The following is a 26,445-nucleotide window of genomic DNA, read 5'->3' as shown; positions in this document are numbered from 1 at the left end:
TGGCTCAGGCCGGTGATTCTGCGGCACGACCGGGGCCTTGCCGCAAGCCCCCCAGTGCGCTATAAGTTAAGAGTGGCAAGGAGTGGTTATCTCCTTGCCCTTTGTCGTTTGCTGTGGAAATTCCTCGCGATACGGCGGCGCGCCGCGTGAAGGTCGGCATTCCGAGGGGACCCCGGGCCTGCTTCTCTCGCCGCACGTGCCCCGCACCGTTCCCAGTGGCCGTAGGGCGGCTCGAAGCAGCCGGTCTCCATGAACGGGCCGTTGATCTTCACCTCGTAGTTGGTCTTCTGCACGAACGCCGTGACGCAGGCGTCGGGAGGGACGCGAAGGCCGCCCCGGGCTCCCGTACCCCTGCCCCCCGCCCGCCCGCCGTCACACCCGAAGCGTGCCCAGTGCCACGTCCACCTCCTTCAGGGCGTTTGCCCCCGCCTTCAGCGAGTCGTACACGAAGTGCACCTTCGCGTCCTCGATGCCGCAGTACTCCGAGATTCCCACGCGCAGCTGACGGCCGACCATCTCGTGCCACCCCAGCTCCGCGAACTCCGCCTCCTCGTAGGCGACCAGCCCGAGCCACAGCATCCGCTTGCCGCGCAGGCGGGGGACGCGCCGCCCGTACGCGAAGCCGTTGTTCCACACCCGGTCGACCCACCCCTTGAGAATGGCCGGCAGCCCGAACCACCACAGCGGGAAGACCACGACGATCGTGTCCGCCGCCTCGACGCGCCGCATATGGGCCCGTACCTCGGGGGAGTACTCCTTGTCCAGGTCCGCCCAGTCGGGCTCGTCGGCCGGGATCATCCGCGGGTCGAAGTCCTCGGCGTGCAGGTCGAGTACGTCGACGCTGTACCCGTCCTCGGCGAGGCGGACGCGGGCCCGCTCCGCGAGCTGCGCGGTGAGGGAGTCGGGCCGGGGATGAGTGACTACCAGCAATGCGTGCTTGCTCATCGCTGACCGCCCGTGAGACGGACCAGCATCTTGCCGGTGTTCGCTCCGCGCATCATGCCGAGGAACGCGGCCGGCGCCTGCTCGATGCCGTCGGTCACCGTTTCCTCGGTGTGCAGCGAACCGTCCGCGAGCCAGCCCGCCGCCTTGCCGATCCATTCGGGGAAGAGCTCGAAGTAGCTGCTGACGAGCATGCCGCGCAAGGTGACTTCCCGGGCGGCGGCCTGGAAGAGGTTGTTGGGACCCGGCGCCGGTTCGGTGGCGTCGTAACCGCTGATCGCGCCGACGAGCGCGATCCGGCCGCCGGTGCGCATCGCACCGATCGCGGCCTGGAGGTGGTCGCCGCCCACGCTGTCCAGATAGACGTCGATGCCCTCCGGGGCGGCCTGCGCGAGCTGCTCGGCGACGGCGCCCTGGCGGTAGTCGACGGCCGCGTCGTAACCGAAGCCGTCGAGCAGCTTCTTGGTCTTGGCCGGTCCGCCCGCCGAACCGATCACCCGGGACGCGCCGAGCTTTCTCGCCAGCTGCCCGGCGACACTGCCGACCGCCCCCGCCGCCGCGGACACGAACACCACGTCGCCCTCCCGGACGGGAGCGACGCGGGTGAGCGCGGCGTACGCGGTCAGGCCGGTGGTGCCCAGCGCGCCGAGGTAGTCCTGCGGACGGGCCAGGCCCGGATCGACCACGGTCGCCGCCGCGGCGTCGAGGACGGCGTACTCCCGCCAGCCCAGGAAGTGCGAGACGGTCGAGCCGACGGGGACGGAAGCGTCGCGGGAGGCGATCACTTCGCCGATCGCGCTGCCGTCCATCGCGGTGTCCAGTGCGAAGGGCGGGATGTAGGAGGGGGCGTCGTCCATCCGGCCGCGCATGTACGGGTCGACGGACATCCAGGTGTTACGGACGAGGATCTGGCCCTCGGCGGGCTCCGGCACGGGGGTGGTGACGAGGGCGAAGTCCTCGGGGACGGGGGCGCCGACGGGGCGGGAGGCGAGCCGGATCTCCCGGGATACGGGGGCGGTGAATGTGTCGGACATGGTCTGTGGTTCCTCTTCCTGCTGCTTCGGCCGGGTTGATGTGACCACCTTGGAGGGGGCCGCGCACGGACCACTGACGGACCGCGCACGGCCGCGCACGGCCGCCCAACACCCTTTCCGCAGCGCGCATTAGCGTGGTCCCCATGCGATTCGACGTGCTGGGCCCGCTGAATGTGACGACGGACGACGGCTCGCCCGTGGTCGTGCCCGAACCCAAGGTCCGGGCGCTGCTGGCCTGTCTGCTCGTTCACCACGGGCGGCCCGTTCCGGTAGACCGGCTGATCGACGACCTCTGGGGTGACGACGCGCTGCCCGGCAGCCCCGGGAACACCCGCAACACCCTCCAGACCAAGGTCTCCCAGCTGCGCAGGACCCTGGAGAAGGCCGAGCCCGGCGCCCGCGCGCTGGTGGAGTACGGGCCGGCCGGATACGCCCTGCGCGTCGCGGACGAGGCGGTGGACGCGGCCAGGTTCGCCGCACTGACGGCCCGAGCGCGAGCCGGGGCCCACGACCGCGACACCGCGGACGGTGACGCGGACGGTGACGGGCGTACGAAGGCCGCGTCGCTGCTCGCCGACGCGCTGGCGCTGTGGCGAGGGGACGAGGCGTACGCCGACTTCCGCGACGCCGGATTCGTACGGGCGGAGGCGGCCCGGCTGGAGGAGCAGCGGCTGACCGTGGCGGAGGAGCTCGCCGAGCTGCGCCTGGAGTTGGGCGACCACCGGGTGCTGGCCGACGAGTTGGCGGGGCCCGTGGCGCTCCACCCCTTGCGGGAGCGCCTGCGGGCCGTCCACATCCGGGCCCTCTACCGGGCCGGGCGCCCGACGGAGGCGCTGGACGCCTACCGCGACCTGAAGCAGCGGCTGGCCGACGAGCTGGGCCTCGACCCCGGCGCCGAACTGACCGCCCTCCACCAGGCGATGCTGGAGCAGGACCCGGCGTTGGCTCCCGAGTCGGCCGTCGCTGCTGCTGCCTCCTCCTCCGCCTCCGACGACGCCCGGCCGCCGCGTACGAACCTCCCCGCCCCGGTGACCGGACTGGTAGGGCGCGACGACGCGGTCAGCCGGGTGTGCGCGCTGGTCGGCGAGGCCCGGCTGGTTACGCTCACCGGCCCCGGCGGGGTGGGCAAGACGCGCCTGGCGCTGGAGGCGGCGGCGCGGCTCGCGGACGCCTTCGCGGACGGCGTGTGGCTTGTCGAACTCGCGGGCGCGGGGGGCGCGGGGGGCGTGCGGGGCGGCGAGACGGCGTCGGTAGTGGAGAGCGTGGCGGCCGCCCTTGGCATACGCGACGACACCCCACGCGACGCGGTCGCGGACGCCGAGGCCGCTTCCACGCGAGGCATCGCCACGCCGGAACGCCTCGCCGAAGCGATCGGACCACGTCGGCTGCTGCTCGTCCTGGACAACTGCGAGCACGTCGTCGAGCCCGTCGCCGCCCTCGCCGAGCAGCTCCTGCGCCGGGCCCCGCACCTGCACATCATCGCCACCAGCCAGGAGCCGCTGGCCATCGCGGGCGAGAGCCTGGACGCGGTGGCGCCGCTGGCCGAGGCCGACGCGGTACGGCTCTTCGCGGCCCGGGCGGCGGCGGCCGCGCCCGGCTTCGCACTGGACGACGGCAACACCGAAGCCGTCACCCTCATCTGCCGCCGCCTCGACGGCATCCCGCTCGCCCTGGAACTCGCCGCCACCCGCGTACGCGCCCTGGGTGTCCACACGCTCGCGGACCGCCTGCACGACCGCTTCCGGCTCCTGAACCAGGTACGCCGCGACGCCCCCGCGCGCCAGCGCACGCTGCGCGCGGTGATCGACTGGAGCTGGGAGCTGCTGACCGCCCCCGAGCGGAGCGTCCTGCGCCGGCTGTCCGTGTTCCGGGCCGGGTTCGGACTCGACGCGGCCGAAGCGGTCTGCGCGGCGCGGGACGTACGTACCGACGACATCCTCGACGTCGTCACGCGCCTCGTGGACCGCTCGCTGGTGGTCCCGGCCGAGGACGCCTACGACGCCCGCTACCGAATGCTCGAATCCGTGACGGCGTACGGAAGGGAGCGCCTTGAGGAGGCGGACGAGTCCCTGCCGGTACGGCTTCGCCACGCCGCCCACTGCGCCGACCTGCTGGAACGGGCCGAGCCCCGCCTCTACGGCGCCGACCAGCGCCGCTGGCTGCGCAGAATCGACAGCGAAGCCGCCAACGTGCGCGCCGCTCTGGACACCGCCGTGGAGCAGCGCGACGCGACGCTCGCGCTGCGGCTCGTCAACGCGATGTCCTGGTACTGGTTCCTGCGCGGGCGCCTCGGTGAGGCGTGCCGGGCGCTGGATCTCGCGCTGGGCTGCGCGGGCGGACCGGCGCGGGCGCGCGCCGGCGCCGGGGCGAGACGCGCGGCCTTCGCCCTGCTGACCGGGGACGGTTCGCTGCTGGGCGAGACATTCGACGCGGCGGATCCGCGCGCCCGCTTGCTGCTGGAGTACGCACGGTGCGGCTTCGAGGGCTTGGACGTTCGGGACGGCCAACTCGGCGTGATGCTCACCGAGTTCATGGCAGCCGACGACCGTTGGGGCGTGGCGGCGGTACTGAACGCCCGCGCGACCAGGGCCGGCTACCGGGGCGACCTGCCCGAGCTGCGGGCCAGCGCCCGGGAGAGCGCGGCGCTGTTCGGAGAACTGGGCGACCGCTGGGGTCAGTTGCGCTCATCGGAACACCTGGGCGTACTGGCGGAGATCGCCGGATCGTACGAGGAGGCGGCCCGCCTGCACCAGGAAGGCGTACGCAGCGCGCAGGAACTGGAGCTGTGGACCGATGTGTCCTTCCGGCTGGCCCGTCTCGGCCGCGTCGCGCTGCTGACCGGCGACGACGCCGGCGCCACCGACTACCACGAGCGGGCCGCGCGGCTCGCGGCGGAGCAGGCGCACCGCCCCGCCGAACAGTTCGCCGAGACCGGCCTCGCCCTCGGTGCCCGCCGCCGGGGCGAGCTCGACGCCGCCGAGAAGTACCTGCGCCCCTGGCTGGAGTGGAACCGCCGCCTCGGCGTCGACTCCGGCGCCGCGCTGATCCTCGCGCAACTGGGTTACGTCGCCGAACTGCGCGGGGACGCGGAGCGCGCGTTGGCACTCCACCTGGAGGGCCTCGCGGCGGCCCGCAGAACCGCGGATCCCCGGGCGGTGGCCCTGGCCCTGGAAGGCCTGGCCGGCGCCCGTGCGGCGGCTGGCGCGGCGACCCCCGCCGCGGAACTCCTGGGCACGGCCGGCGCGCTGCGCGCCTCGGTGGACGCGAGCCTGCCGCCGGCCGAACGCGGCGACGTGGACCGGGCGGCGGCGCTGGCGAGGGCGGCGCTGGGTGAGCCGGCGTTCGAGGAGGCGCTGGCCCGGGGCTGGAACCTGCCCCCGGAAGCGCACGCCTGACCCTGCGGGGAAACAGCGCCGCAGGCACCCGCACTCGCACCCCCCGCCCCCGCCCCCCCCGCCTACCTCCCGTAGGCGGCCGACCAGCCGTCCGCCACCGCGTACGCCGGCACGCCCGCCGGGTCCGCCTCGCCCCGGGCCACCGCCCCCGCCACATCCACCGCGTGCCGAACAGCCGCCCGGAACAGCAGCGACCCGGTGCTGACCCTGGCCACCCCCAGCGCTGCCAGCCGTGCGACCGTCAACCGACCCGGTGCGTACAGGATGTTGAGCGGCGCCTCGTACTCGGCCGTCAGGGCGGTGATGACGGACTCGTCGTGCAGCCCCGGTACGAACAGGCCGTCCGCGCCCGCCTCCTGGTAGGCGGACAGCCGGTGCGCCGTCTCGTCCGCGTGGCCCGGCAGCCAGTGCGTATCCGTGCGCGCGTTGACGAACAGATCCGGCGCGGCTTCCTTCACCGCACGGATCACCTCGCGCTGGTGCGTCAGCGGTGCGAGCGTGCCGTCCGGGCGGCCGTCCTCGATGTTCACCCCCGCCACCCCCGCCCGTACGAGATCGGCGGCCAGCGCGGCGATCTCGGCCGGGTCGGCGCTGAATCCGCCCTCGATGTCCACGGTGACCGGGACCGGCAGCCGCGCGAGCCCGCGTCCGAGGTGGAGCGTCTCCTCGCGTGCGGTGCCGGTCGCGTCCGGTTTGCCGGCGGCCGACGCGACGCCGAGGCTGGTCGTCCCGATGGCGGCGAAACCGGCCTCGGCGAGGGCGGCGGCAGAGGCGTGGTCCCAGGCGTTGGGGAGGACGAGCGGCGTGCCGGGGCGGTGGTGCAGGGCGCGGAATTCGTCGTAACGGCTCATGAGTTCGTCTCCTCCAGTAGTACGTCGAGCACGCCGCAGGCCAGCGCCAGGGCGTGCCGGGATCCGGGGCACGGGCGGATGCCGTGGCCGAAGGGCGCGTCGGCGGACGCCAGGTCCAGGGGTACGTCGGTGCCCTCGGGCACGGGCCGGCCGTGCAGCGCCGCCCCTGCGGCGGTGACGCGCTGCGTGGCGCGGACGGGTGGGGCCAGGCGGAGGGTGTCGGCCACCAACTCGTCGGTGGAGCGCGGGGATTGACGTCCAGCCCCGGCTTCGAGGGCGTTGGCGATCAGCGCGGCCGTGGCGTCGCAGGTCTGCACGAGCAGCCCGATCCGGTTCGCTACGCGCTCCGGCTCGTCGTCCGGCAGCAGGCCGACCAGGGTGCGTACGCCCTCGTCCGCGCGCGCCATCACCTCCGGCGCCGCGCCCGGCCGGTACGCCGCCGCGACCGCGCGGGTCGCGGGGACGACGTCCGCGTGGGCGCCGAGTGCGGTGCCGAGGACGGCTACCGGGATGTAGGGCGCCGCGTCGGGTGATGCGGCCTGACGGGTCAGAACCCTGGCCGACTCCCGCAGCCGGTTGGGGTCGAGGCGTCCTAACTCGCCCTCGGCCAGGGCGCGGTGCCGTGCGTGCACCGCGCCGTTGCTGAAGCGGGCCACGGCGCCGCGCAGCCATCGCATGGTTTCGGGTACGCCGCCGGCGGGCGCTTCCGGTACGAGGAAGTGCGGGTCGCTGAGCACGGTGCGGGCGTCGGGAGTGGGCGTTGTCATGCCGCTGAACGTACCGCCGCGACGGTTCGGCCACCGCCGAAGGATGCGGGAGGCCGGGCGGCGCCCGGTTACAGCGTCCCGGGCTCGATGCCCAGTGCCTCGCGCAGCGCCCGTTCCCCGGGCTCCGTGACCTTCACCGCCCGCTCCGAGCCGATCCGTACGCACCATCCCGCATCCAGCGCATGACGGCACAGCGCCGCCCCCGCCACCCCCGCCAGATGCGGGCGGCGCTCGGTCCAGTCGAGGCAGGAGCGTACGAGCGGCCGCCGGCCCGTGCGTTCCAGGCCGATGCCCAGCGCGCCGAACCAGCCCAGCCCCTCCTCCGTGAGCGCGAAGCCGGTGTCCTGCCGCAGCAGGCCACGTGCCGTCATCGCGTCCGCGATCACGATGCCGATCCGCCCGGCGAGGTGGTCGTAACACGTGCGGCCACGCGCCATCGCGCTGCTCGCACTCGCCGCCCGCAGCGAACGGGGAGGCTCCGGGGGTGACACGGGCGCCACCTGTGCGGCGAGGTCCTCGACGAGGTGCGCCGTGCTCGCGTCGGCCAGCCGGACGTACCGGTGCCTGCCCTGCCGCTCCTCCGCGAGCAGCCCCCCGGCGACCAGCTTGCCGAGGTGCTCGCTCGCGGTCGAAGCGGCCACCCCCGCGTGGCGCGCCAGTTCGCCGGCCGTCCAGGCCCGCCCGTCGAGCAGCGCCAGACAGAACGAGGCCCGGGTCTCGTCGGCGAGGAGTGCGGCGAGTGACGCCAGGCGCCTCGCGGGGGAGGAGTGGTGGGAGTTGTCTTGCGCCATGCGTTCCAGGATGCGTCAGGGATCGTTCGGCGTACGCCGAACCGCCCCCCACTGCTCGTACTGGAGCGCCAAACCGTCGATCAGCGCCCGCAGCCCCGTCTCGAAGGCGCCCTCGTCGACCTTCTGCCGCCGCTCCGCGAGCAGATGGGCCTGGCCGAGGTGCGGATAGTCCGCCGGATCGTACGCCGTCTCGTCGTCGACGAAGCCGCTCGCGAACGAGCCGAGCGCCGACCCGGTGATGAAGTACCGCATCAGCGCGCCGATGTACGTCGCCTGGGCCGGCGGCCACCCCGCCCTGACCATCGCACCGAACACCGCGTCGGCGACCCGCAGGCCGGCCGGCCTGCGCCCCGGCCCGCGCGCCAGTACCGGAACGATGTTGGGGTGCTCCGTGAGCGCCGCACGGTAGGAGACGGCGTAATCGTGCAGAGCGGTCCGCCAGTCGCGGCCGTCCGCCGGGTCGAACATCGACAGGTCGACCTTGGCGCTCACCCCGTCGGCGACCGCGTCGAGGATCTCGTCCTTGTTGTGGAAGTGGTTGTAGAGGGACGGCCCGCTGACCCCGAGCTCGGCCGCGAGCCTCCGCGTCGACACCGCGTCGAGGCCTTCCGCGTCCACGAGCGCACTCGCCGCCCCGACGATGCGGTCACGGCTGAGGAGGGGCTTGCGCGGTCGGGCCATGCGGCACATAGTAGGCCGTGCGGCAAGAAACTAGCAGTGCTAATTTAACGCTGATCAAAGCTGACCAGAAGTGGGGTGCCGGGATGAATCTGGAGCTCAGCGAGGAGCAGACCGCGGTGCGGCGGCTCGCCAAGGACTTCACCGACCGCGAGGTCACCCCGCACGTCGTCGAGTGGGACCGCGCCGAGAGCGTCGATCGGGCCATCGTGAAGAAGCTCGGCGCGCTCGGGTTCCTCGGCCTGACGATCCCCGAGGAGTACGGCGGCTCCGGCGGTGACCACCTCGCGTACTGCCTCGTCACCGAGGAACTCGGCCGCGGCGACTCCTCGGTGCGCGGCATCGTGTCCGTATCGCTCGGCCTCGTCGCCAAGACCCTCGCGCACTGGGGCACCGAGGAGCAGAAACGGCAGTGGCTGCCCGGCCTCACGTCGGGCGAGCTGGTCGGCTGCTTCGGCCTCACCGAGCCCGGCACGGGCTCCGACGCCGGCAACCTCACCACCCGCGCGGTGCGCGACGGCGACGAGTACGTCATCAACGGCTCCAAGATGTTCATCACCAACGGGACCTGGGCTGATGTCGTGCTGCTCTTCGCCCGTTCCACGGACGCGCCCGGCCACAAGGGCGTCTCGGCCTTTCTGGTGCCCACCGATACCCCCGGCCTCACCCGCCGCGAAATCCACGGCAAGCTGGGCCTGCGCGGCCAGGCCACCGCCGAGCTGTTCCTGGAGGATGTACGGGTCCCCGCCTCCGCGATGATGGCGCCGGAAGGCAAGGGGTTCTCGGTCGCCATGTCGGCTCTCGCGAAGGGCCGCATGTCGGTCGCGGCGGGCTGTGTGGGCATCGCCCAGGCCGCCCTGGACGCGGCGGTGAAGTACGCGACCGAGCGCGAGCAGTTCGGCAGGACCATCGCCCACCACCAGCTCGTACAGGAACTGATCACCGACATCGCGGTCGACGTGGACGCCGCCCGCCTGCTGACCTGGCGCGTCGCCGATCTCATCGACCGTGGCCGGCCGTTCGTCACCGAGGCCTCCACGGCGAAGCTCTTCGCCTCCGAGGCCGCCGTACGCGCCGCGAACAACGCGCTCCAGGTCTTCGGCGGCTACGGCTACATCGACGAGTACCCGGCCGGCAAGCTGCTGCGCGACGCCCGCGTGATGACACTGTACGAAGGCACCAGCCAGATCCAGAAGCTCGTCATAGGCCGGGCACTGACAGGAGTCTCCGCGTTCTGAGCGGCGGGGACAATCAGAGGGTGACGATGAAGCCGCGCTGTGCCGTACTCGACGACTATCAGGACGTCGCGCTGTCCACCGCCGACTGGTCCCGCGAGATCGCCGTCGTGATGAGGGAACGCACGCCGTTCAGCGGCCAGTTGTTCGCCCGGTTGCCCCGCCTGGGGCTCATCCTCGGGCTGGCCCGGCAGGTGGTACGGGAGAATCTGAGCGCCTGACATCTGCGCGCCTGACATCTGAGTACGTGAGGTGAGTACGTGAGCGGATGTGAGCCGCGTCGCATTCGCCCATGCTGTCGGACATGAGCGACACACCGGTAAAGCAGCAGAACACGACGGCGTACTACGGACAGGCGGTCGCCGCCTTCGTCACAGCCCTGGGAGCGGTAACCCTCGGCATCCTCTACATGGACGCCGACGCCTGGGTGCGTGCCTTCCTCGGCATCGGCGTCCTGTACCTGGTGACCTCCGCGTTCACTCTCGCCAAGGTGATCAGGGACCGGCAGGAGGCCGGGCAGATCGTGAGCCGCGTCGACCAGGCCCGCCTGGAGAAGCTGCTCGCCGAGCACGACCCGTTCCAGAAGCTCTAAGCGCTTGCTCACCTTCGGGGTATGGTGTTCGTTCCTGCTGGACGGAAGGGGCGAGCCATGAGTACGGCGGACGAGATGGCCGAGCCACGCGACAACCACGACGACACGGACAAGCCGTGGAGCGAGGTCACCCCCGAGGCGGCCAGGAAGCTGCTGGTCGCCGCCGTCGAGGCGTTCGCCGAGCGGGGCTATCACGCGACCACGACCCGCGACATCGCGGGACGCGCGGGCATGAGCCCGGCGGCGCTCTACATCCACTACAAGACGAAGGAAGAGCTGCTCCACCGGATCAGCCGCGTCGGGCACGACAGGGCCCTGCAGATTCTGCTGGCCGCGGCGGAAGGGCCGGGCACGGCCGCCGAGCGGCTCGACCTTGCCGTACGCTCCTTCGTCCGCTGGCACGCGGAACGGCACACCACCGCGCGCGTCGTCCAGTACGAACTCGACGCGCTCAGCGACGAGCACCGCACCGAGATCGTGGAGCTGCGCAGGCGCACCGACGCCGCCGTACGCCACATCCTGAACGACGGTGTGAAGGCGGGGGAGTTCGACGTCCCGGACGTCCCCGGCACCACCCTCGCCGTGCTGTCGCTGTGCATCGACGTGGCGCGCTGGTTCAACGCCCAGGGGCGCAGGACACCCGACGAGGTCGGCGAGTTGTACGCCGACCTCGTGCTGAGGATGGTCACCGCCCAGAAGTAGTCACGGAGTAGTCGCGGAGCAGTCGCGCGGGCGGCTCAGAAGTAGTAGCGGGACACCGACTCCGCCACGCACGCCGGCTTGTCGCCGCCCTCGCGCTCCACCGTGACGACGGCCGTCACCTGCACGCCGCCGCCCGCCTCCGTGACCTCCTTGAGCACCGCCGTCGCCCGCAGCCGCGAGCCGACCGGCACGGGGGACGGGAAGCGCACCTTGTTGGCGCCGTAGTTGATGCCCATCTTCATGCCCTCGACCCGGAGGATCTGCGGAACGAGCGCCGGCAGCAGCGACAGCGTCAGATAACCGTGCGCGATGGTCGTCTTGAAGGGGCCCGCCGCGGCCTTCTCCGGGTCCACATGGATCCACTGGTGGTCGCCGGTCGCCTCGGCGAACAGGTCGATCCGCTTCTGGTCGACGTCCAGCCACTCGCTGTGCCCCAACTGCTCGCCGACCCCGGCGCGCAGCTCCTCGGCGGAAGTGAAGATCCTCGGCTCTGCCATGTCCCGGCCCCTGCCTCTCGTGCGGCTACATTCTGGAAGCTCATGTCTAAGCGCTTGCTCAGCATGGTTCCACTGCTGTGTTCTGTCAACGGAAGCTGTCGACGCAGGACCAGTAGGGTTCGAGGGGTGCCGCAGATACCAGAGAAGATCCACGAGCTCACGGTCGGCCAGCTGTCCGCGCGCAGCGGCGCCGCCGTGTCCGCCCTTCACTTCTACGAGTCCAAGGGCCTCATCAGCAGCCGCAGGACCACGGGCAACCAGCGACGCTACAGCCGTGACGCGCTGCGCCGCGTCGCCTTCGTCCGCGCGGCGCAGCGCGTCGGCATTCCGCTCGCCACGATCAGGAACGCGCTGGCCGAACTGCCCGAGGAGCGCACGCCCAACCACGAGGACTGGGCGCGGCTTTCCGAGGCGTGGCGCTCGGAGCTGGACGAGCGCATCAAACAGCTCGGCCGCCTCCGCGACCACCTCACCGACTGCATCGGCTGCGGCTGCCTGTCGCTGGAGACCTGCGTGCTGTCGAACCCCGACGACGTCTTCGGCGACCGCCTGACCGGTTCCCGGCTGCTTCCGGAAGGCCGGAGCCCACAGGAACGCAAGAAGCAGCGAAGCGCCTGAGCCGTCCCGTACCGGGCAGGCCGCTACAGCAGGGCCTCGCGCACCAGTTCGGCGTTCGAAGTCGCCGGCCGGCCGTCCGGAAGCAGCAGGGTGTCCTCCAGGCCGGCCCTGGTCGCCAGGCCGAGCCGGCGGGCCAGCCGCAGCACCGGCCAGGCGCCGCCGTCCTCGCCATGCAGGAGTACGGGCCTGCCCCGCGCATCGCCCAGCTCGGCCAGGAGTACGCGGGCCGACCCCTCCGCCGTGGCGGGGTCGGTGTCCGTCACCTCGGCGAGCACGCGCAGGACCCGGGGCGCGAGCGGCGAGCCGAGGAAGCGGCGTACGCCGTCGGTGCCCGACCAGAGGCCCGCCTCCACGCCGACGCCCCGCTCCATCAGGGCGGCCGCGAGCTCTTCCGCGCCCGGCTCGTGCCAGTTCACGGAAGCGTGATCGGGCAGCACCGTCCAGGAGCGCACGTACTCCACCCGGCGCCGGGGATCGGGCTCCGCCCAGGCGCCCGTGGTCACCCCGACCGGCACGCGAGCCACAAGCGCGGCCCGTATCGCCGTGAGCGTCGCCGCCACCGCGCGGGGCGACAACGTGTCCTGTCCGCAAGGAGACTTGGGATGCACATGCACATCACAGGCCCCGGCGGCGACAGCGGCCGCAGCGGCCTCGGCCATCGCACCGGGCGACACCGGCACGGCAGCACCGTCACCGGCACCGCGCGGGCCGTTCAGGCAGACCTGAACCCGAACCTGGACCGGAACCTGATCCTGAAGCCGAGTCATGCAGTCGATGGTGCCAGCCACCACTGACAACGCGGAGGCACGGCAGCGAAGGAGCGCCGCGCCCCCGCGCGCTCACGCCACCGACGCCAGTTCCCTGCGCCGTGCCTTCTTGGACTCCGCCAGTGCCTCGGGTGTCAGAACCGGCTGCGGCACCAGAATGCCGCAGCCCGTACAGACCGGGCCGAACCACGGCTCATGCGCCAGCTCCTGCTTCCAGACGATCCTGCTCTCCGCGCACACCGGGCAGTTCGCCCCGGGCTCGGATTCCAGGGCGGTTATCAGCCGGCGCAGTACGCCGCCGAGTGGCGCCACCGGATGGACAGCGGGATCGTCGCACCAGGCCACTCCGCACCCTCCCCAGGTGCGGCGGTGCCAGTCGTCGAAGGAGCCGGGGCGCCGCAGCCCGTCGTGCTTCTCGCGCTTGCGGCGCTGGGCGAACTCCACTTCGTACGCGAGCCAGACGGCCCGCGCCTCTTCCAACTCGTCGAGCGCGGCCACCAGCCGCGCCGGATCGGGCGCCCTGTCCTCTGGTTCGATCATGTGCCGTGAGCACAGATGATCCCAGGTCGCCCGGTGCCCATAAGGGGCAAACCGCTCAAGGCATTTGCGCAGTGAATACCGCCGCAGTGCCAGGTCACACCGCGGGTCGCGCACCTGTCTCGCAAGACTTCGGAAACCGGCCATCGTAATTGCCACCTCCGTCGCTGGTACTTCGGCGTCACAGAGTGGACGTACGGGTGCCCCGTTCGGCTCCATCGAAAATCGAATGGACGTCATCAGTGGCGATTTCGAAAAGGTGACGCATGCTCACTTTCCGGCGGGCGCGTACCGCCAGTAACGTCCGTCGCACCGGCCTCCCCTCCAAGGAGCACGCATGCGACGACGACGCCGTCCCAGTCCCGCACAGCACAGAACAGCCCTGGCAGCAGCGGTAATCGCACTTGCCGCAGGCATGCTGTCCCCCCTGCCGCAGGCCACGGCCGACACCGCCCGGAGCCCCGCGCCTGTCACCGATCACTGCCGGAGCCAGTGCGACGACATCCTGCCGCCCGGTCAGAACGGCAACGCAACTCTGGCCGAGATTCTCGCCCACAGGGTCCTCGGCACCCGCCCCGCACACAGCTCCGACCAGATAGCGAAGTACGACGCCCTGGTCGCGGGTCACCAGGGCCTGACCGACGACAAACTCACCACCTTCTTCAACGACGCCTCGTTCGGAGTCCCCGACGACCAGATCCGCTCCGTGATCCGCCCCCGCGACGACGTGACGATCACCCGCGACAAGGCGACCGGCGTCCCGCACATCAAGGGCACCACCCGCTACGGCACCGAATTCGGCGCCGGTTACGCGGCGGGACAGGACCGGCTGTGGCTCATGGACCTCTTCCGCCACATCGGACGCGGCGAACTGACCTCGTTCGCCGGCGGCGCCCTCGCCAACCAGGGCCTGGAGCAGCAGTTCTGGCCGCAGGCCCCGTACACCGAGGAAGACCTCCAGGCCCAGATCGACCGCATACGGACCACGAAGGGCGCGCGCGGCGAGCAGGCCATGGCGGACGCACAGGCGTACGTCGACGGCATCAACTCCTACCGCGAGAAAGCCAAAAAGGGGCGCTACTTCCCCGGCGAGTACGTCCTCACCGGCAAGGTCGACGCCATCACCAACATCGGAGAGATCAAGCCCTTCAAGGTCACCGACCTGATCGCGCTCGCCTCCGTCGTCGGCGGCCTCTTCGGCGGTGGCGGAGGCGGCGAGGTCCAGTCCGCGATCTCGCTGCTCGCCGCGCAGCAGAAGTACGGCGTCGCCGAAGGCACCGAGGTCTGGGAGTCCTTCCGCCAGCGCAACGACCCCGAGGCCGTCCTCACCGTCCACGACGGCACCAGTTTCCCGTACGCGGGCAAGCCGGAGAACCCCCGCGGGGTGGCCATGCCCGACCGCGGCTCCGTGACACCCGAGCAGCTCGTGTACGACCGCGAGGGCGCGGCGAAGACGGAGCGGGCGGGCGAGAAGGACCCGGTGAAGGCACCGAAGAGGCTCAAGCCGCTCCAGGGCATGTACGACGACGGTGTTCTCCCCGGCGCGGACTTCACGAAGAAGCGCGGCATGTCCAACGCCCTGCTGGTCTCCGGCAAGCACACCGCGAGCGGAAACCCGGTCGCCGTCTTCGGCCCCCAGACCGGCTACTTCGCCCCGCAGCTGCTCATGCTCCAGGAGCTCCAGGGCCCCGGCATCAGCGCCCGCGGCGCCTCCTTCGCGGGCGTCGGCATGTACGTCCAGCTCGGCCGCGGCCAGGACTACGCCTGGTCGGCCACCTCAGCCGGACAGGACATCACCGACACGTACGCGGTGGATCTGTGCGAACCGGGCGGCGGCGCGCCGTCCAAGTCCTCCACCCACTACCTCTTCCGGGGCACCTGCACCCCCATGGAGAAGCTGGAGAAGCGCAACGCCTGGAAGCCGACGCTGGCCGACTCCACGGCGGCCGGCTCGTACCGGATGCAGGTCTGGCGCACGAAGTACGGCACGGTCACCCACCGCGCCACGATCGGCGGCAAGCCCGTCGCGTACACCTCGCTGCGCTCCACCTACCGGCACGAAGCCGACTCGATCATCGGCTTCCAGATGTTCAACGACCCGTCGTACGTGCGGGACGCCGCGTCCTTCCAGAAGGCCGCCCAGAACATCGACTACGCCTTCAACTGGTTCTACGCCGACTCCCGCACTGCCGCGTACTACAACAGCGGCATGAACCCGGTGCGGGCGGAGGGCGTCGACGCCTCGCTGCCGGTGAGGGCGGAGAAGGCGTACGAATGGCGGGACTTCGACCCGCGGTTCAACACCGCCGCCTACACCCCGCCCGCAGAGCACCCGCAGTCCACCGGCCAGGACTACTACATCTCCTGGAACAACAAGCAGGCGAAGGACTTCACCGCCGCGGGCTTCGGCAACGGCTCCGTACACCGGGGTGACCTGCTCGACGACCGGGTGCGGAAGCTGGTGGGCGAGGGCGGCGTGACGCGTGCCTCGCTCACGCGGGCGATGGCCGAGGCGGCGGTGACCGACCTGCGGGGCGAGGACGTACTGCCGGAGCTGGTGAAGGTGCTGCGCTCGAAGCCGGTTGCCGACCCGGATGTGGCCAGGGGCATCCAGCAACTGGAGTCGTGGCGCGCCGCCGGCGTCCAGCGCAAGGAGACGGCCCAGGGGTCGCGTACGTACACGCACCCCGACGCGGTGCGGATCATGGACGCCTGGTGGCCGCTGCTCGTCGAGGCCGAGTTCAGGCCCGGCCTCGGTGACGAGCTCTACGGCGAACTCACCAAGAGCCTCACCACCGACGAGGCGCCGTCGGCCGGGCACGGCCCGACGGGGGCGCATGCGGGCTCCGCGTTCCAGTACGGGTGGTGGAGTTACGTCGACAAGGACCTGCGCGAGGTCCTCGGGCAGGAAGTCAAGGGCCCGCTGGCGAGGACGTACTGCGGCAACGGGGACCTCGCGGCCTGCCGTGACACGCTCCTCGTCACGCTGAAACAGGCTGTCGCCAAGCCCGCGACGGAGGTCTACCCGGGCGACGACAGCTGCAAGGCGGGGGAGCAGTGGTGCGCGGACTCGATCGTGCACCGGGCGGTGGGTGGCCTCACCCACCCCGCGATGCACTGGCAGAACCGCCCGACCTACCAGATGGTCATCGAGTACCCGTCACATCGCTGAGGGCTCTTTCCCCCACCCGCCCCTTCCCACAACTGGGGCGCTGCCCCAGACCCCGCTCCTCAAACGCCGGAGGGGCTGAAGTTGCCCAGTGGCGCAACATCCAGCCCGTCCGGCGTTTGAGGACACGCCCGGAGGGCGTCTGTGTGGTCTGGGGGCTGGGGCTTGCCCCCCACGCGGCGGAGCCGCAGAGTGTCACGGCGGGAAGGGGCGGGGCGGGGAATTAGCCCGCCGCAGGCGTCCGCTCTACCCCCCGATCCGGCCCGCAGCGATCACCACCCTCGCCAGCTCCGCGTGCAGGATGTCACTGTGCGCCCCGGAAGGTGGACCTCCGCGCCGTACGACCGCCGCCGCGTCCACATTCACACACCCCGAGCCCGGGACCCCGTCCCGCAGCGCCTGCGCCAGCGTGAGCACCGGCGTGTCCCGGACCGCCTGGATCCCGCCGAAACCGATCGCACCCCACCGACTGCCCAGCCCGACCACCCCCGCCGAGTCACCCGCCAGCCGCGACGCCAGCGGATAGATGACGCCGAGCGCCGAGTCGTGGCGCGAGTAACAGGCCACCACGGGCCCGTCCACCCGCCGCTCCATCCCCCGCAGCGCGCCACCACTGCCCACCGCGTGCGGCAGCCGCGCAGCAAACGCGTAGTGCGAGAAGGCGCCTTGGAGCATGGTCACGGACTTCACGTTCCGTACGTCGCCGGGCAGCCCCCGCAGCGCGAAGGCGACCAGCCGCGCCCCCTGACTGTGCCCGACCAGATGCACCCGCATCGAGGGGGACGACCGGGCGAGCTGCCCGAGCAGCGGCCCGAGCCCCAGCCGGCCGACCGTCCCGGCCCGCCGCTTCATCTCGTAGTACGTCGCCTGGCGGAGCAGCTCCTTCGCCCCGTTCCAGAACTTCTTCAGGCCGCCGCCGAGCGACAGGGCCTGCACCACCGGCTCCTCGGCTCCGGTCTCCGCCAGCGCGGCAGTGAAGTCGCGGCACACGGTAAGCGTGTCGTCGTACAGCATCCGCGGCAGCGCCTGCGACTCCATGTCGGACGCGTCGGAGCCGTGCACCGCTACGAGCCCGCCCCCAGAGAGACCGGCCAACTCGCGTACGAGCGCCCCGAATTCCTCGAACGCCGCCACCTCCTCCGGCCGCTCGTCGAGCAGCTCGGCCAGCCGCTCCACCACCTGCTCGCGGCCGGGAAAGGCCTCGGCCAGCGCCTGCCGGGTGTGCTCGTCGAGGCCGGGACCGGCGTCGGCGGCCGGGGCGGCGCTCCGGTCGAAGTCCGGGATCGGTTCGTCCGCGAACCGGATCGACGGCCACACGATGCCCGCATAGCCGAGCCGTACGCCGGGCGAGTCCGCGAGCAGACCAGGAAAGGGGGCGTAGAAACGGTCGTACATCCTGGTCGCCACCGAGCGGTTGCTGTTCCAGCCGTGCGCGAACATCACCAGGTCGGTGACATCGAGTTCCGCCAGCCGGTCGCGCTGACGCGTGTTCACGTCACCGTCCGCGTCGAACGTGATCTCCCGGTACGGCTCCACACTCACACCCGCCATGGCGCAACCCCTCGGGTCCGTGCGGGCCCGCTACCCGCCGCCTCAGCATCCCGCCGGACCGCAGGACTGGCCATACGTCACGTCAGAGCAGATCCGCCGCCGTGATCCGCCGCAGCTGGACGAGTACGTCGCACGAGGGCGCGCCCCCACCCTCAGCGGTACAGCAGATACTCCCGGCGTACGGAGCTGAACGCCGCAAGGTCGGATCGCCAGGCGTCCACCACCTCGCCCGTCCCCGCCCCCGCGTTGATCATCGTGCGGACCCGCGTATTGCCGGTCAGCTTGTCGATCCAGTTGTCGGCCCGCCACGCGAAGCCGCTCCAGCTCTTCTTCGCGGTGATCAGCAGCGCGATGCCGGTGCGCACAGGGTCGTACGCCTCCCGGTCGTGCACATGCAGCTGTACGCCGCCGATCGTCTTCCCCTGGAACTTGGAGAACGTCGGCGCGAAGTACGCCTCCCTGAAGTGCACCCCGGGCAGCCCGGCGGCGTTCGCGGTCTCCGCCCACCGGCGGTCGATGCCCTCCGCGCCCAGCAGTTCGAACGGCCGGGTCGTGCCCCGCCCCTCCGACAGGTTGGTGCCCTCGAAGAGGCAGGTGCCCGCGTACACGAGCGCGGTGTCGGGCGTCGGCATGTTGGGGCTCGGCGGCACCCACGGCAGCCCCGTCGAATCGAAGAAGTCGCCGCGCCGCCAGCCCGTCACCCGCACCGTCTCCAGCGCCACCGGCCGCGCCAGGAACTCGCCGTTGAAGAGCCGCGCCAGCTCGCACACCGTCATCCCGTGCGCCTGCGCGATCGGCTCGCGCCCCACGAACGTCGCGAACCCTTTGTCCAGCACCGGACCGAGCGCGGCGCGCCCCGTCACCGGGTTCGGCCGGTCGAGCACCACGAACCGCTTGCCCGCGAGGACCGCCGCCACCATGCAGTCGTACAGCGTCCAGATGTACGTGTAGAAGCGCGCGCCCACGTCCTGGATGTCGAAAACGATCGTGTCCACGCCCGACGCCGTGAAGATGTCCGCGAGAGGCTGCCCGCTCTTCAGGTACGTGTCGTACACCGGAAGCCCGGTCGCCGGATCGTCGTAACGCCCCTCCGAGCCGCCCGCCTGCGCCGTGCCGCGAAAGCCGTGCTCGGGCCCGAAGACGGCGGTCAGGTTCACCCGGTCGTCGGCGTGCATGACGTCCACGATGTGGCGTACGTCCGAGGTGATGCCCGTCGGATTGGTGACGACGCCGACTTTCTGCCCCGCCAGGAGCGCGTAACCGTCGGCGGCCAGCCGGTCGAAGCCGGTGCGCACCCGAAGGTGCCCGGGGCGGCCGGGGTGCCCGGTGGCGGCCGACGGGGCCGCGGCGCCGAGTGCTCCCGCCGCCCCCGTGGCGGCCAGCAATCTGCGTCTGGACAGGTTCATCCCAGTACCTCCGTGATCGGCGCCGTCTGTCATGGCCACGCACGCTAGCGCGCGCGGCGGCGCCGGGGAACGAGCCGGGCACGGCGGGTTGGCGGCGCCCGGCCCCTTCCGCTGCTCCATACCGACCGGTTAGTCTGCCGAGGCTGTCGGCAGGAGAGGTGGGCCTCAAGGATGAGCCAGTTGAGCCAGTTCCAGGACGCGGGAGTCGTCGTCACCGGTGCGGGAGGCGGCATCGGAGCCGCCCTCGCCCGCAGATTCGCGGCCGAGGGGGCACGGGTCGTCGTCAACGACCTCGACGCGCAGAAGATCAAGGCGATCGCCGACGAGACCGGCGCCACCGCCGTCGCGGGAGACGCCTCCGCGATCGTCGAAGAGGCCCGCGAGGCACTCGGCGGCAAGGTCGACGTGTACTGCGCCAACGCGGGCCTCGCCTCGCCCGGCGACGCCTTCGCCGACGAGGAGGTCTGGGCCGCGGCCTGGGACGTCAACGTCATGGCTCACGTCAGGGCGGCCAAGGCGCTGCTGCCCGACTGGCTGGAGCGCGGGAGCGGCCGGTTCGTCTCCACCGTCTCGGCGGCCGGCCTGCTGACCATGGTCGGCGCGGCCCCGTACAGCGTCAGCAAGCACGGCGCGCTGGCCTTCGCCGAGTGGCTCTCGCTGACCTACCGCCACCGGGGCGTCAAGGTTCACGCGATCTGCCCGCAGGGCGTACGCACCGACATGCTGACCGCCGCGGGCTCGGCCGGCGAGCTGGTCCTCGCGCCCACCGCCATCGAGCCGGAGGACGTCGCCGTCGCGCTCTTCGACGGCATGGCGGCCGACCGCTTCCTGATCCTCCCGCACGCCGAGGTGGCCGGGTACTACCAGGCACGCGCCGGGGACCCGGACCGCTGGCTGGGCAACATGAACCACCTTCAGCAGAAGTGGGAAGAGGCAGCCCGATGAGCGAGACGACGACCAAGACGACGAGCGAGTCGATCTATTCCGCCAAGCCCTGGCTCGCCCAGCTCACCGACGCTCAGCGGGCGCCCATGGACCCGCCGGCCACCCTGCTGCACGCCTTGAAGAACGCGGTGAACCGCGCGCCGGACCACCCCGCCCTCACCTACTTCGACGGCCGCCTCACCTACCGCGAGACCGACGAGCTCTCGGACTCCGTCGCGGGCCACCTGGCCGCCAAGGGCCTGCGGCACGGTGACCGGGTCGCGGTCATGCTTCAGAACAGCCCGCACTTCGTCATCGCGCTGCTCGGCGCCTGGAAGGCCGGCGCCGTCGTCGTACCGCTCAACCCGATGTACAAGTCGGCCGAGGTCGGCCACGCGCTCGGGGACGCCGAGGCGACCGCGCTGATCTGCTCGGACCGCGCGTGGGAGGCGTACCTGCGCGAGGCCGCGGAGGCCTCTTCCGTACGCATCGCCCTCACCGCCTGTGAACTCGACCTCCAGACCAGGAACGACACCCGGGTCCTGAACTTCGAGCGGGCGGCTCCGGCTTCCGACGCGGACGACCTGGTGACCGTCGCCCGCCTGGGCCTCCCGGCCCCGGCGGACCGCGAGCTCACGGCCACCGACGTGGCGCTGATCAGCTATACCTCGGGCACGAGCGGCACCCCCAAGGGCGCGATGAACGTCCACGGCGGGATCATGTACAACGCCGAGCGGCAGCGCACCGGGCACCCCGTCGCCGAGGGCGCTGCGTACTTCGCGCTCGCGCCCCTCTTCCACATCACCGGCATGGTCTGCGAACTGGCCGTCTGCGTCGCCAACGCCGGCACGCTCGTCCTCGCCTACCGCTTCCACCCGGGCGTCGTCCTCGACGCGTTCACCGAGCACCGCCCCGCCTACACCGTCGGCCCCTCCACCGCCTTCATGGCGCTCGCCGCGACCCCCGGTGTCACGCGGGACCACTTCGCCTCCTTCGAGGTCATCTCGTCGGGCGGCGCGCCGGTGCCGCCGGCCCTCGTCGAGAAATTCCGGGCGGGATTCGGCCCGTACATCCGCAACGGTTACGGCCTCACCGAGTGCACCGCTCCCTGCGCGGCCGTGCCGCCCGAGAAGGAAGCCCCGGTGGACCCGGCCTCGGGGACGCTCTCCGTGGGCGTACCCGGCCCGGACACGGTCGTACGTATCGTCGACGAGAAGGGCGCGGACGTACCCTTCGGCGAGCAGGGCGAGATCGCCGTGAGCGGCCCGCAGGTCGTCCCCGGCTACTGGCGCCGCCCGGAGGCGACCGCCGAGGCCTTCCCCGGCGGCGAACTGCGTACCGGCGACATCGGGTTCATGGACGAGGACGGCTGGCTCTACGTCGTCGACCGCAAGAAGGACATGATCAACGCGTCCGGCTTCAAGGTCTGGCCGCGCGAGGTCGAGGACGTCCTCTACACCCACCCGGCGGTGCGGGAGGCGGCCGTCGTCGGCATCCCCGACGCGTACCGGGGGGAGAGCGTGAAGGCGTACGTCAGCCTGCGCCCCGGAGCGGAGGTGGCGCCGTCCGAGATCTCCGCGTACTGCGAGGAGCGGCTGGCGGCGTACAAGTATCCGCGCGAAGTGGAGATCCTGCCGGAACTTCCCAAGACGACGAGTGGGAAGATCCTCAGGCGGGAACTGCGTTCCCGTTCCTGAACCCTCATGTGGTTGTTTCGACGAAAGGCAGGTGGCGGCACATGGCCAGGACGACGGACGGAAGCGGCATCCCCGTCCCACAGCGGCTGCTGGCCGCCGCCACCCGCCTGTTCGCCGAGCGCGGGTACGACCGCACGTCGGTGCAGGAGATCGTCGAGGCGGCCGGCGTCACCAAGGGTGCGCTGTACCACTACTTCGGCTCGAAGGACGATCTGCTGCACGAGGTGTACGCCCGTGTCCTGCGGCTCCAACAGGAGCGGCTGGACGCGTTCGCGGACGCGGACGCGCCGGTGGAGCGGCGGTTGCGGGACGCGGCGGCGGATGTGGTGGTCACGACCATCGACAACCTCGACGACGCGTCGATCTTCTTCCGGTCCATGCACCACCTGAGTCCGGAGAAGGACAAGCAGGTGCGGGCGGAGCGGCGGCGGTATCACGAGCGGTTCCGGGCGCTGATCGAGGAGGGGCAGAAGGAGGGCGTCTTCTCGACGGCGACGCCGGCGGATCTGGTGGTGGACTACCACTTCGGGTCGGTCCATCACCTGTCGACGTGGTACCGGCCCGATGGCCCCCTCACCCCGCAGCAGGTGGCGGACCATTTGGCGGACCTGCTGCTGCGGGCGCTGCGGCCGTAGGGGGCGCGGGTGCGGGTGCTGCGCGGGGCTTCCCCTACCCGCCCCTTCCCGAACTGGGGGCGAGCCCCCAGACCCCCGGGACGCCCTGCGGGCGTGTCCTCAAACGCCGGACGGGCTGGATTCGGCCGCACCATCCAGCCCCTCCGGCGTTTGAGGAGCGGGGTCTGGGGCAGCGCCCCTCACGCGGCGGAGCCGCAAAGTGTCACAGCGGGAAGGGGCGGGGTGGGGAAAGCCCCGCGCAGCGGCACCCGCACCCGTACGACCCCTACACGTACTTCTTGAGCTCCCGCCGCGCCAGCGACCGCTGATGCACCTCGTCCGGCCCGTCCGCCAGCTTCAGCGTCCGCGCCGCCGCCCAAAGCTCCGCCAGCGGGAAGTCCTGGCTGACGCCACCCGCCCCGTGCAGCTGCACCGCATTGTCGAGGATGTCGACGACCGCCCGCGGCGTAGCGATCTTGATCGCCTGGATCTCCGCGTGCGCCCCGCGATTGCCCACCGTGTCCATCAGCCACGCCGTCTTGAGCACCAGCAGCCGCAGCTGCTCGACGGCCACCCGCGCGTCCGCGATCCAGTTGTGTACGACGCCCTGCTGGGCGAGCGGCTTGCCGAAGGCCTCGCGCGACACCGCCCGCCGGCACATCAGCTCGATCGCCCGCTCCGCCATGCCGATCAGCCGCATGCAGTGGTGGATCCGGCCGGGGCCGAGACGCGCCTGGGCGATGGCGAAGCCGCCACCCTCCTCGCCGACCAAGGCAGAGGCAGGCACCCGCGCCCCGTCGAAGACGACCTCGGCGTGGCCGCCGTGGGAGTGGTCCTCGTACCCGTACACCTGCATCGCGCGCCGGATCTCGACGCCAGGCGTGTCACGCGGCACCAGGATCATCGACTGCTGACGGCGGACATCCGCACCCTGAGGATCGGTCTTGCCCATCACGATGAAGATCTTGCAGTCCGGGTTCATCGCCCCTGAGATGTACCACTTGCGCCCCGTGACGACGTACTCGTCACCATCACGCTCGATCCGCGTCTCGATGTTCGTCGCGTCCGACGAGGCGACCTCCGGCTCGGTCATCGCGAACGCCGACCGGATCTCGCCCGACAGCAGCGGCTCCAGCCACTGCTTCTTCTGCTCGTCGGACGCGAATTGCGCCAGCAGTTCCATGTTTCCCGTGTCCGGCGCCGCGCAGTTCAGCGCCGTGGGCGCCAGGTGCGGGCTGCGGCCGGTGATTTCGGCGAGCGGCGCGTACTGCAGATTCGTGAGCCCGGCGCCGTACTCCGCATCCGGCAGGCTGTGCTGGTCTACAAAGAAAAGGTTCCACAGGCCCTGCCTGCGCGCCTCCGCCTTGAGGTCCTCCACGACCTGCGGCGTGTCCCACGGCGACGCGAGCAGCTCGCGCTGCTCGTGCGCGACGGTCTCGGCCGGGTACACGAAGTCGTCCATGAAGGCGAGAAGCTTGCCGCGGAGCTCTTCGGTCCGTGCGTCGTATGCGAAATCCATGGTGGTGTCTCAGCCTTCCTGAAGGGTGGTCAGGCCGTGCTCGATGAAGACGGGCACGAGGTCGCCGATCCGGTCGAACCCGGCGCCGACGGTCTGCCCGAGCGTGTAGCGGTAATGGATGCCCTCGAGGATCACGGCGAGCTTGAACCAGGCGAACGCCGTGTACCAGGCGATGGCGGAGGTGTCCCGGCCGGACCCGGCGGCGTACCGCTCGACGATCTCGCGCGCCGACGGGTGACCGGGCGCGCCGGCCGTCGTGGAGACGGGGGAGTCGGGCAGCTCCAGCTCGTGGCTGTACATCACGAGCAGCCCGAGGTCGGTGAGCGGGTCGCCGAGGGTCGACATCTCCCAGTCGAGGATGGCGTTGATCCGGTCGTCGGCGCCGCCGATCAGGACGTTGTCGAGACGGTAGTCGCCGTGTACGACCGTGGGCGCGGGGGAGTCGGGCAGCGAGCGCCCGAGCGCCGCGTGCAGCTCGTCGATGCCCGCCAGTTCGCGGTTGCGGGAGGCGTCGAGCTGCTTGCCCCAGCGGCGCAGCTGCCGGTCGAGGAAGCCCTCGGGACGGCCGAAGTCGCCCAGGCCCACGCCCTGCGGATCCACGGCGTGCAGGGCGACGAGGGTGTCGACCAGGCCGAGTACGGCGGCACGGGTACGTTTGGCGCCCAGCGCGGCGAGCTCGTCGGCCGTACGGTACGGAACGCCCTCGACGTACTCCATGACGTAGAACGGCGACCCGATGACCGACTCGTCCTCGCACAGCAGCAGCGGCGCGGGCACCGGCACATCGGTCGGGTGCAGCGCGCTGATCACCCGGTACTCCCGCTTCATGTCGTGCGCGGTCGCCAGCACATGGCCGAGCGGCGGCCGCCGCACCACCCACCGGGACCTGCCGTCCGTGACGGCGTACGTCAGGTTCGAGCGGCCGCCTTCGATGAGCCGGGCGCTGAGCGGTCCGCTCACCAGCCCCGGCCGCTCGCGGTCGAGATGACCGCGCAGCTGCTCGGGATCGAGACCTGGCGGGTGGACTGCGCTCATGGGGGCACCTCCGAGGGCGAACACTGCTGACAAGACGACGTCGCGACTCATCATGCCGACCAGTCGGTATGCCGTCCAGTGTGCCGACGTACCCCGAGACGCGGATCACGCGTGGCAGGCGACCGGTTTCCCGCCGTTCATGGCCGCCATGTCACCGAAGACGACCACCGGATCGAGCGGCGAGCCCTCCGGCAGGCCGTCCAGTTCGGCGTACGCGCGGTGCAGGTTGGCGACGAGCCGCTCGCTCTCGCGCAGCTCTGCGAAGACCCCGAGGTCGGCCTCCCGGGCGGTCTCCAGGGGCGTACGGCCCTTGGCGTGCCCGGCCTCGGCGAGCTCGGCGACGTACCGCAGATAGCGCTCGGTCGCGTCGTACGCCGAGGGGTCGGTCACGGGGCCGTGTCCGGGGACGACCGTCTCCGCGCCGAGCGAGCGGAGCAGATCGAGGGAGCGGAGCGACCCGCTCAGCGATCCCATCGGGACGAACGGCGTGCCGCCCTGGAAGATCAGGTCGCCGGTGAAGACGATCCCGTACTCCGGCAGGTGAATGATCGAATCGCCGGTGGTGTGCGCGACGCCCGGGTGGATCAGCCGCACCTCGGTCCCGCCCGCGTGGACGGTGAGGCGCTCGCTGTACGTGAGGGTGGGGGCGGTGACAGTGATGTCACCGAAGTCGTGGCCCGGCCACATCAGGTGCAGCTGGAGCCCGACGGCGAGGACCTCGGCGCGGCAGGTGTCGTGCCCGATGACCGTGGCTTCGGGTACGAAGACGCTGTTGCCGTAGGTGTGGTCGCCGTGGTGGTGGGTGTTGACGACGGTACGGGGGAGCGGCGCGCCGGTCGCGAGGAGCGCTTCGCGCAGGGCGTGCGCGCGGCGCTCGGTGGCCGCGGTGTCGACGAGCAGGGTCGAAGCGCCGTCGCTGACGAACCCGGCGTTGTTCAGGCACCAGCCACCGTCCGGCTGGATGTACGCGTGCACGTCGGGCGCGAGCTGAACGATGTACGGGTCGTCGGTGGCAGGCACTGGGGTTCCCCCGGGTCGGGACGCGTCAGGTTGGGGCGGGTCGGTCAAGGGTCGAACTGGTCAGGGAGAGCCTGCCAGTTCATGCCCGCCCGGGGGAAGGCAGG

The 26,445-nt window shown here is 71.5% G+C and carries 23 protein-coding genes and 1 pseudogene; 10 read left to right on the top strand and 14 right to left on the bottom strand.

The features are described 5' to 3' along the window. Positions 1-372: 372 nt before the first annotated feature. On the bottom strand, positions 373-945 hold the full coding sequence (locus tag ABZX79_RS03270; protein WP_355250730.1) for an NAD(P)H oxidoreductase: 573 nt from the start codon (positions 943-945) through the stop codon (positions 373-375). Next, positions 942-1,976, bottom strand: a complete 1,035-nt coding sequence (locus ABZX79_RS03265; protein ID WP_355250727.1) for an NADP-dependent oxidoreductase — start codon at positions 1,974-1,976, stop codon at positions 942-944. Before ABZX79_RS03265 ends, ABZX79_RS03270 begins: the two co-directional genes overlap by 4 nt. Before the next feature lie 143 nt (positions 1,977-2,119). Between ABZX79_RS03265 and ABZX79_RS03260 the strand changes: the two genes are divergently transcribed. Then, entirely contained in the window at positions 2,120-5,371 is a 3,252-nt protein-coding gene (locus ABZX79_RS03260; protein WP_355250724.1) for a BTAD domain-containing putative transcriptional regulator, read from the top strand. A gap of 62 nt (positions 5,372-5,433) precedes the next feature. Here ABZX79_RS03260 and ABZX79_RS03255 read toward each other — a convergent pair whose 3' ends face one another. The 4 genes from ABZX79_RS03255 to ABZX79_RS03240 all read right to left on the bottom strand — a co-directional run bounded on the left by ABZX79_RS03255 (position 5,434) and on the right by ABZX79_RS03240 (position 8,461). Next, positions 5,434-6,222, bottom strand: a complete 789-nt coding sequence (locus ABZX79_RS03255) for an isocitrate lyase/phosphoenolpyruvate mutase family protein (protein ID WP_355250721.1) — start codon at positions 6,220-6,222, stop codon at positions 5,434-5,436. Further along, on the bottom strand, positions 6,219-6,989 hold the full coding sequence (locus tag ABZX79_RS03250; RefSeq protein ID WP_355250718.1) for a hypothetical protein: 771 nt from the start codon (positions 6,987-6,989) through the stop codon (positions 6,219-6,221). Before ABZX79_RS03250 ends, ABZX79_RS03255 begins: the two co-directional genes overlap by 4 nt. A 68-nt stretch (positions 6,990-7,057) precedes the next feature. Beyond that, positions 7,058-7,780: a winged helix-turn-helix domain-containing protein gene (locus ABZX79_RS03245; RefSeq protein WP_355250715.1), complete on the bottom strand. Its 723-nt coding sequence runs from the start codon at positions 7,778-7,780 to the stop codon at positions 7,058-7,060. Positions 7,781-7,795: 15 nt separating this feature from the next. Then, positions 7,796-8,461 carry a TetR/AcrR family transcriptional regulator gene (locus tag ABZX79_RS03240; protein WP_355250712.1) on the bottom strand — a complete coding sequence of 222 codons (666 nt, stop codon included), beginning with the start codon at positions 8,459-8,461 and terminating at the stop codon, positions 7,796-7,798. A gap of 83 nt (positions 8,462-8,544) precedes the next feature. Between ABZX79_RS03240 and ABZX79_RS03235 the strand changes: the two genes are divergently transcribed. The 4 genes and pseudogenes from ABZX79_RS03235 to ABZX79_RS03220 all read left to right on the top strand — a co-directional run bounded on the left by ABZX79_RS03235 (position 8,545) and on the right by ABZX79_RS03220 (position 10,987). Further along, positions 8,545-9,696, top strand: a complete 1,152-nt coding sequence (locus ABZX79_RS03235; protein ID WP_355250709.1) for an acyl-CoA dehydrogenase family protein — start codon at positions 8,545-8,547, stop codon at positions 9,694-9,696. Between the two features lie 26 nt (positions 9,697-9,722). Then, positions 9,723-9,872: pseudogene (locus tag ABZX79_RS03230) on the top strand (D-2-hydroxyacid dehydrogenase family protein); the annotation flags it as partial. 125 nt (positions 9,873-9,997) lie between these two features. After that, positions 9,998-10,285: a YiaA/YiaB family inner membrane protein gene (locus tag ABZX79_RS03225; RefSeq protein WP_214903999.1), complete on the top strand. Its 288-nt coding sequence runs from the start codon at positions 9,998-10,000 to the stop codon at positions 10,283-10,285. A gap of 57 nt (positions 10,286-10,342) precedes the next feature. Beyond that, on the top strand, positions 10,343-10,987 hold the full coding sequence (locus ABZX79_RS03220; protein ID WP_355250705.1) for a TetR/AcrR family transcriptional regulator: 645 nt from the start codon (positions 10,343-10,345) through the stop codon (positions 10,985-10,987). 35 nt (positions 10,988-11,022) lie between these two features. Here the strand turns inward: ABZX79_RS03220 and ABZX79_RS03215 are convergent, their stop codons facing one another. After that, positions 11,023-11,484 carry a MaoC family dehydratase gene (locus ABZX79_RS03215; protein WP_355250702.1) on the bottom strand — a complete coding sequence of 154 codons (462 nt, stop codon included), beginning with the start codon at positions 11,482-11,484 and terminating at the stop codon, positions 11,023-11,025. A gap of 126 nt (positions 11,485-11,610) precedes the next feature. Between ABZX79_RS03215 and soxR the strand changes: the two genes are divergently transcribed. Then, positions 11,611-12,102, top strand: coding sequence for a redox-sensitive transcriptional activator SoxR (soxR, locus tag ABZX79_RS03210; protein WP_355250699.1), 492 nt, complete (start codon positions 11,611-11,613; stop codon positions 12,100-12,102). Positions 12,103-12,125: 23 nt separating this feature from the next. On the opposite strand, the gene ABZX79_RS03205 is transcribed toward soxR, so the two are convergent. Together ABZX79_RS03205 and ABZX79_RS03200 are read right to left on the bottom strand one after the other, a co-directional pair. Then, positions 12,126-12,869, bottom strand: coding sequence for a 3-keto-5-aminohexanoate cleavage protein (locus ABZX79_RS03205; protein WP_355250696.1), 744 nt, complete (start codon positions 12,867-12,869; stop codon positions 12,126-12,128). A gap of 72 nt (positions 12,870-12,941) precedes the next feature. Beyond that, positions 12,942-13,553: a hypothetical protein gene (locus tag ABZX79_RS03200; protein WP_355250693.1), complete on the bottom strand. Its 612-nt coding sequence runs from the start codon at positions 13,551-13,553 to the stop codon at positions 12,942-12,944. A gap of 268 nt (positions 13,554-13,821) precedes the next feature. Between ABZX79_RS03200 and ABZX79_RS03195 the strand changes: the two genes are divergently transcribed. Next, complete coding sequence (locus tag ABZX79_RS03195; protein WP_355251057.1) at positions 13,822-16,578, top strand: penicillin acylase family protein; 2,757 nt, start codon at positions 13,822-13,824, stop codon at positions 16,576-16,578. Between the two features lie 243 nt (positions 16,579-16,821). Here ABZX79_RS03195 and ABZX79_RS03190 read toward each other — a convergent pair whose 3' ends face one another. Then, positions 16,822-18,126: a serine-threonine protein kinase gene (locus ABZX79_RS03190; protein ID WP_355250690.1), complete on the bottom strand. Its 1,305-nt coding sequence runs from the start codon at positions 18,124-18,126 to the stop codon at positions 16,822-16,824. A 152-nt stretch (positions 18,127-18,278) separates the two neighbouring features. After that, positions 18,279-19,532, bottom strand: coding sequence for a DUF1343 domain-containing protein (locus ABZX79_RS03185; protein WP_355250687.1), 1,254 nt, complete (start codon positions 19,530-19,532; stop codon positions 18,279-18,281). Between the two features lie 171 nt (positions 19,533-19,703). Between ABZX79_RS03185 and ABZX79_RS03180 the strand changes: the two genes are divergently transcribed. The 3 genes from ABZX79_RS03180 to ABZX79_RS03170 are packed head-to-tail and all read left to right on the top strand — an operon-like array spanning position 19,704 to position 22,788. Next, the gene (locus ABZX79_RS03180) at positions 19,704-20,477 is read left to right on the top strand and encodes an SDR family oxidoreductase (protein WP_355250684.1); all 774 of its coding nucleotides are present in this window, start codon (positions 19,704-19,706) and stop codon (positions 20,475-20,477) included. Then, the gene (locus ABZX79_RS03175) at positions 20,474-22,153 is read left to right on the top strand and encodes an AMP-binding protein (protein ID WP_355250681.1); all 1,680 of its coding nucleotides are present in this window, start codon (positions 20,474-20,476) and stop codon (positions 22,151-22,153) included. Before ABZX79_RS03180 ends, ABZX79_RS03175 begins: the two co-directional genes overlap by 4 nt. 41 nt (positions 22,154-22,194) lie before the next feature. Continuing rightward, on the top strand, positions 22,195-22,788 hold the full coding sequence (locus tag ABZX79_RS03170) for a TetR/AcrR family transcriptional regulator (protein ID WP_355250678.1): 594 nt from the start codon (positions 22,195-22,197) through the stop codon (positions 22,786-22,788). Positions 22,789-23,053: 265 nt separating this feature from the next. On the opposite strand, the gene ABZX79_RS03165 is transcribed toward ABZX79_RS03170, so the two are convergent. The 3 genes from ABZX79_RS03165 to ABZX79_RS03155 all read right to left on the bottom strand — a co-directional run bounded on the left by ABZX79_RS03165 (position 23,054) and on the right by ABZX79_RS03155 (position 26,341). Further along, complete coding sequence (locus ABZX79_RS03165; protein ID WP_355250675.1) at positions 23,054-24,286, bottom strand: acyl-CoA dehydrogenase family protein; 1,233 nt, start codon at positions 24,284-24,286, stop codon at positions 23,054-23,056. 9 nt (positions 24,287-24,295) lie between these two features. Then, complete coding sequence (locus ABZX79_RS03160; protein WP_355250672.1) at positions 24,296-25,321, bottom strand: phosphotransferase family protein; 1,026 nt, start codon at positions 25,319-25,321, stop codon at positions 24,296-24,298. Between the two features lie 105 nt (positions 25,322-25,426). Continuing rightward, positions 25,427-26,341: an MBL fold metallo-hydrolase gene (locus ABZX79_RS03155; RefSeq protein WP_355250669.1), complete on the bottom strand. Its 915-nt coding sequence runs from the start codon at positions 26,339-26,341 to the stop codon at positions 25,427-25,429. Positions 26,342-26,445 lie beyond the last annotated feature (104 nt).

This window comes from Streptomyces sp. NPDC002994 (genome assembly GCF_040611155.1).
In the GTDB taxonomy this organism is placed as follows: Bacteria; Actinomycetota; Actinomycetes; order Streptomycetales; family Streptomycetaceae; genus Streptomyces.
The sequence above is the reverse complement of the archived record's forward strand: the minus strand, read 5'-3'. Positions and strand labels throughout refer to the sequence as shown.

Coding starts and splice junctions, on each gene's coding strand:
- ABZX79_RS03270 (WP_355250730.1), bottom strand. CDS start 945: ATGAGCAAGCACGCATTGCTGGTAGTCACTCATCCCCGGCCCGACTCC.
- ABZX79_RS03265 (WP_355250727.1), bottom strand. CDS start 1,976: ATGTCCGACACATTCACCGCCCCCGTATCCCGGGAGATCCGGCTCGCC.
- ABZX79_RS03260 (WP_355250724.1), top strand. CDS start 2,120: ATGCGATTCGACGTGCTGGGCCCGCTGAATGTGACGACGGACGACGGC.
- ABZX79_RS03255 (WP_355250721.1), bottom strand. CDS start 6,222: ATGAGCCGTTACGACGAATTCCGCGCCCTGCACCACCGCCCCGGCACG.
- ABZX79_RS03250 (WP_355250718.1), bottom strand. CDS start 6,989: ATGACAACGCCCACTCCCGACGCCCGCACCGTGCTCAGCGACCCGCAC.
- ABZX79_RS03245 (WP_355250715.1), bottom strand. CDS start 7,780: ATGGCGCAAGACAACTCCCACCACTCCTCCCCCGCGAGGCGCCTGGCG.
- ABZX79_RS03240 (WP_355250712.1), bottom strand. CDS start 8,461: ATGGCCCGACCGCGCAAGCCCCTCCTCAGCCGTGACCGCATCGTCGGG.
- ABZX79_RS03235 (WP_355250709.1), top strand. CDS start 8,545: ATGAATCTGGAGCTCAGCGAGGAGCAGACCGCGGTGCGGCGGCTCGCC.
- ABZX79_RS03225 (WP_214903999.1), top strand. CDS start 9,998: ATGAGCGACACACCGGTAAAGCAGCAGAACACGACGGCGTACTACGGA.
- ABZX79_RS03220 (WP_355250705.1), top strand. CDS start 10,343: ATGAGTACGGCGGACGAGATGGCCGAGCCACGCGACAACCACGACGAC.
- ABZX79_RS03215 (WP_355250702.1), bottom strand. CDS start 11,484: ATGGCAGAGCCGAGGATCTTCACTTCCGCCGAGGAGCTGCGCGCCGGG.
- ABZX79_RS03205 (WP_355250696.1), bottom strand. CDS start 12,869: ATGACTCGGCTTCAGGATCAGGTTCCGGTCCAGGTTCGGGTTCAGGTC.
- ABZX79_RS03200 (WP_355250693.1), bottom strand. CDS start 13,553: ATGGCCGGTTTCCGAAGTCTTGCGAGACAGGTGCGCGACCCGCGGTGT.
- ABZX79_RS03195 (WP_355251057.1), top strand. CDS start 13,822: ATGCTGTCCCCCCTGCCGCAGGCCACGGCCGACACCGCCCGGAGCCCC.
- ABZX79_RS03190 (WP_355250690.1), bottom strand. CDS start 18,126: ATGGCGGGTGTGAGTGTGGAGCCGTACCGGGAGATCACGTTCGACGCG.
- ABZX79_RS03185 (WP_355250687.1), bottom strand. CDS start 19,532: ATGAACCTGTCCAGACGCAGATTGCTGGCCGCCACGGGGGCGGCGGGA.
- ABZX79_RS03180 (WP_355250684.1), top strand. CDS start 19,704: ATGAGCCAGTTGAGCCAGTTCCAGGACGCGGGAGTCGTCGTCACCGGT.
- ABZX79_RS03175 (WP_355250681.1), top strand. CDS start 20,474: ATGAGCGAGACGACGACCAAGACGACGAGCGAGTCGATCTATTCCGCC.
- ABZX79_RS03170 (WP_355250678.1), top strand. CDS start 22,195: ATGGCCAGGACGACGGACGGAAGCGGCATCCCCGTCCCACAGCGGCTG.
- ABZX79_RS03165 (WP_355250675.1), bottom strand. CDS start 24,286: ATGGATTTCGCATACGACGCACGGACCGAAGAGCTCCGCGGCAAGCTT.
- ABZX79_RS03160 (WP_355250672.1), bottom strand. CDS start 25,321: ATGAGCGCAGTCCACCCGCCAGGTCTCGATCCCGAGCAGCTGCGCGGT.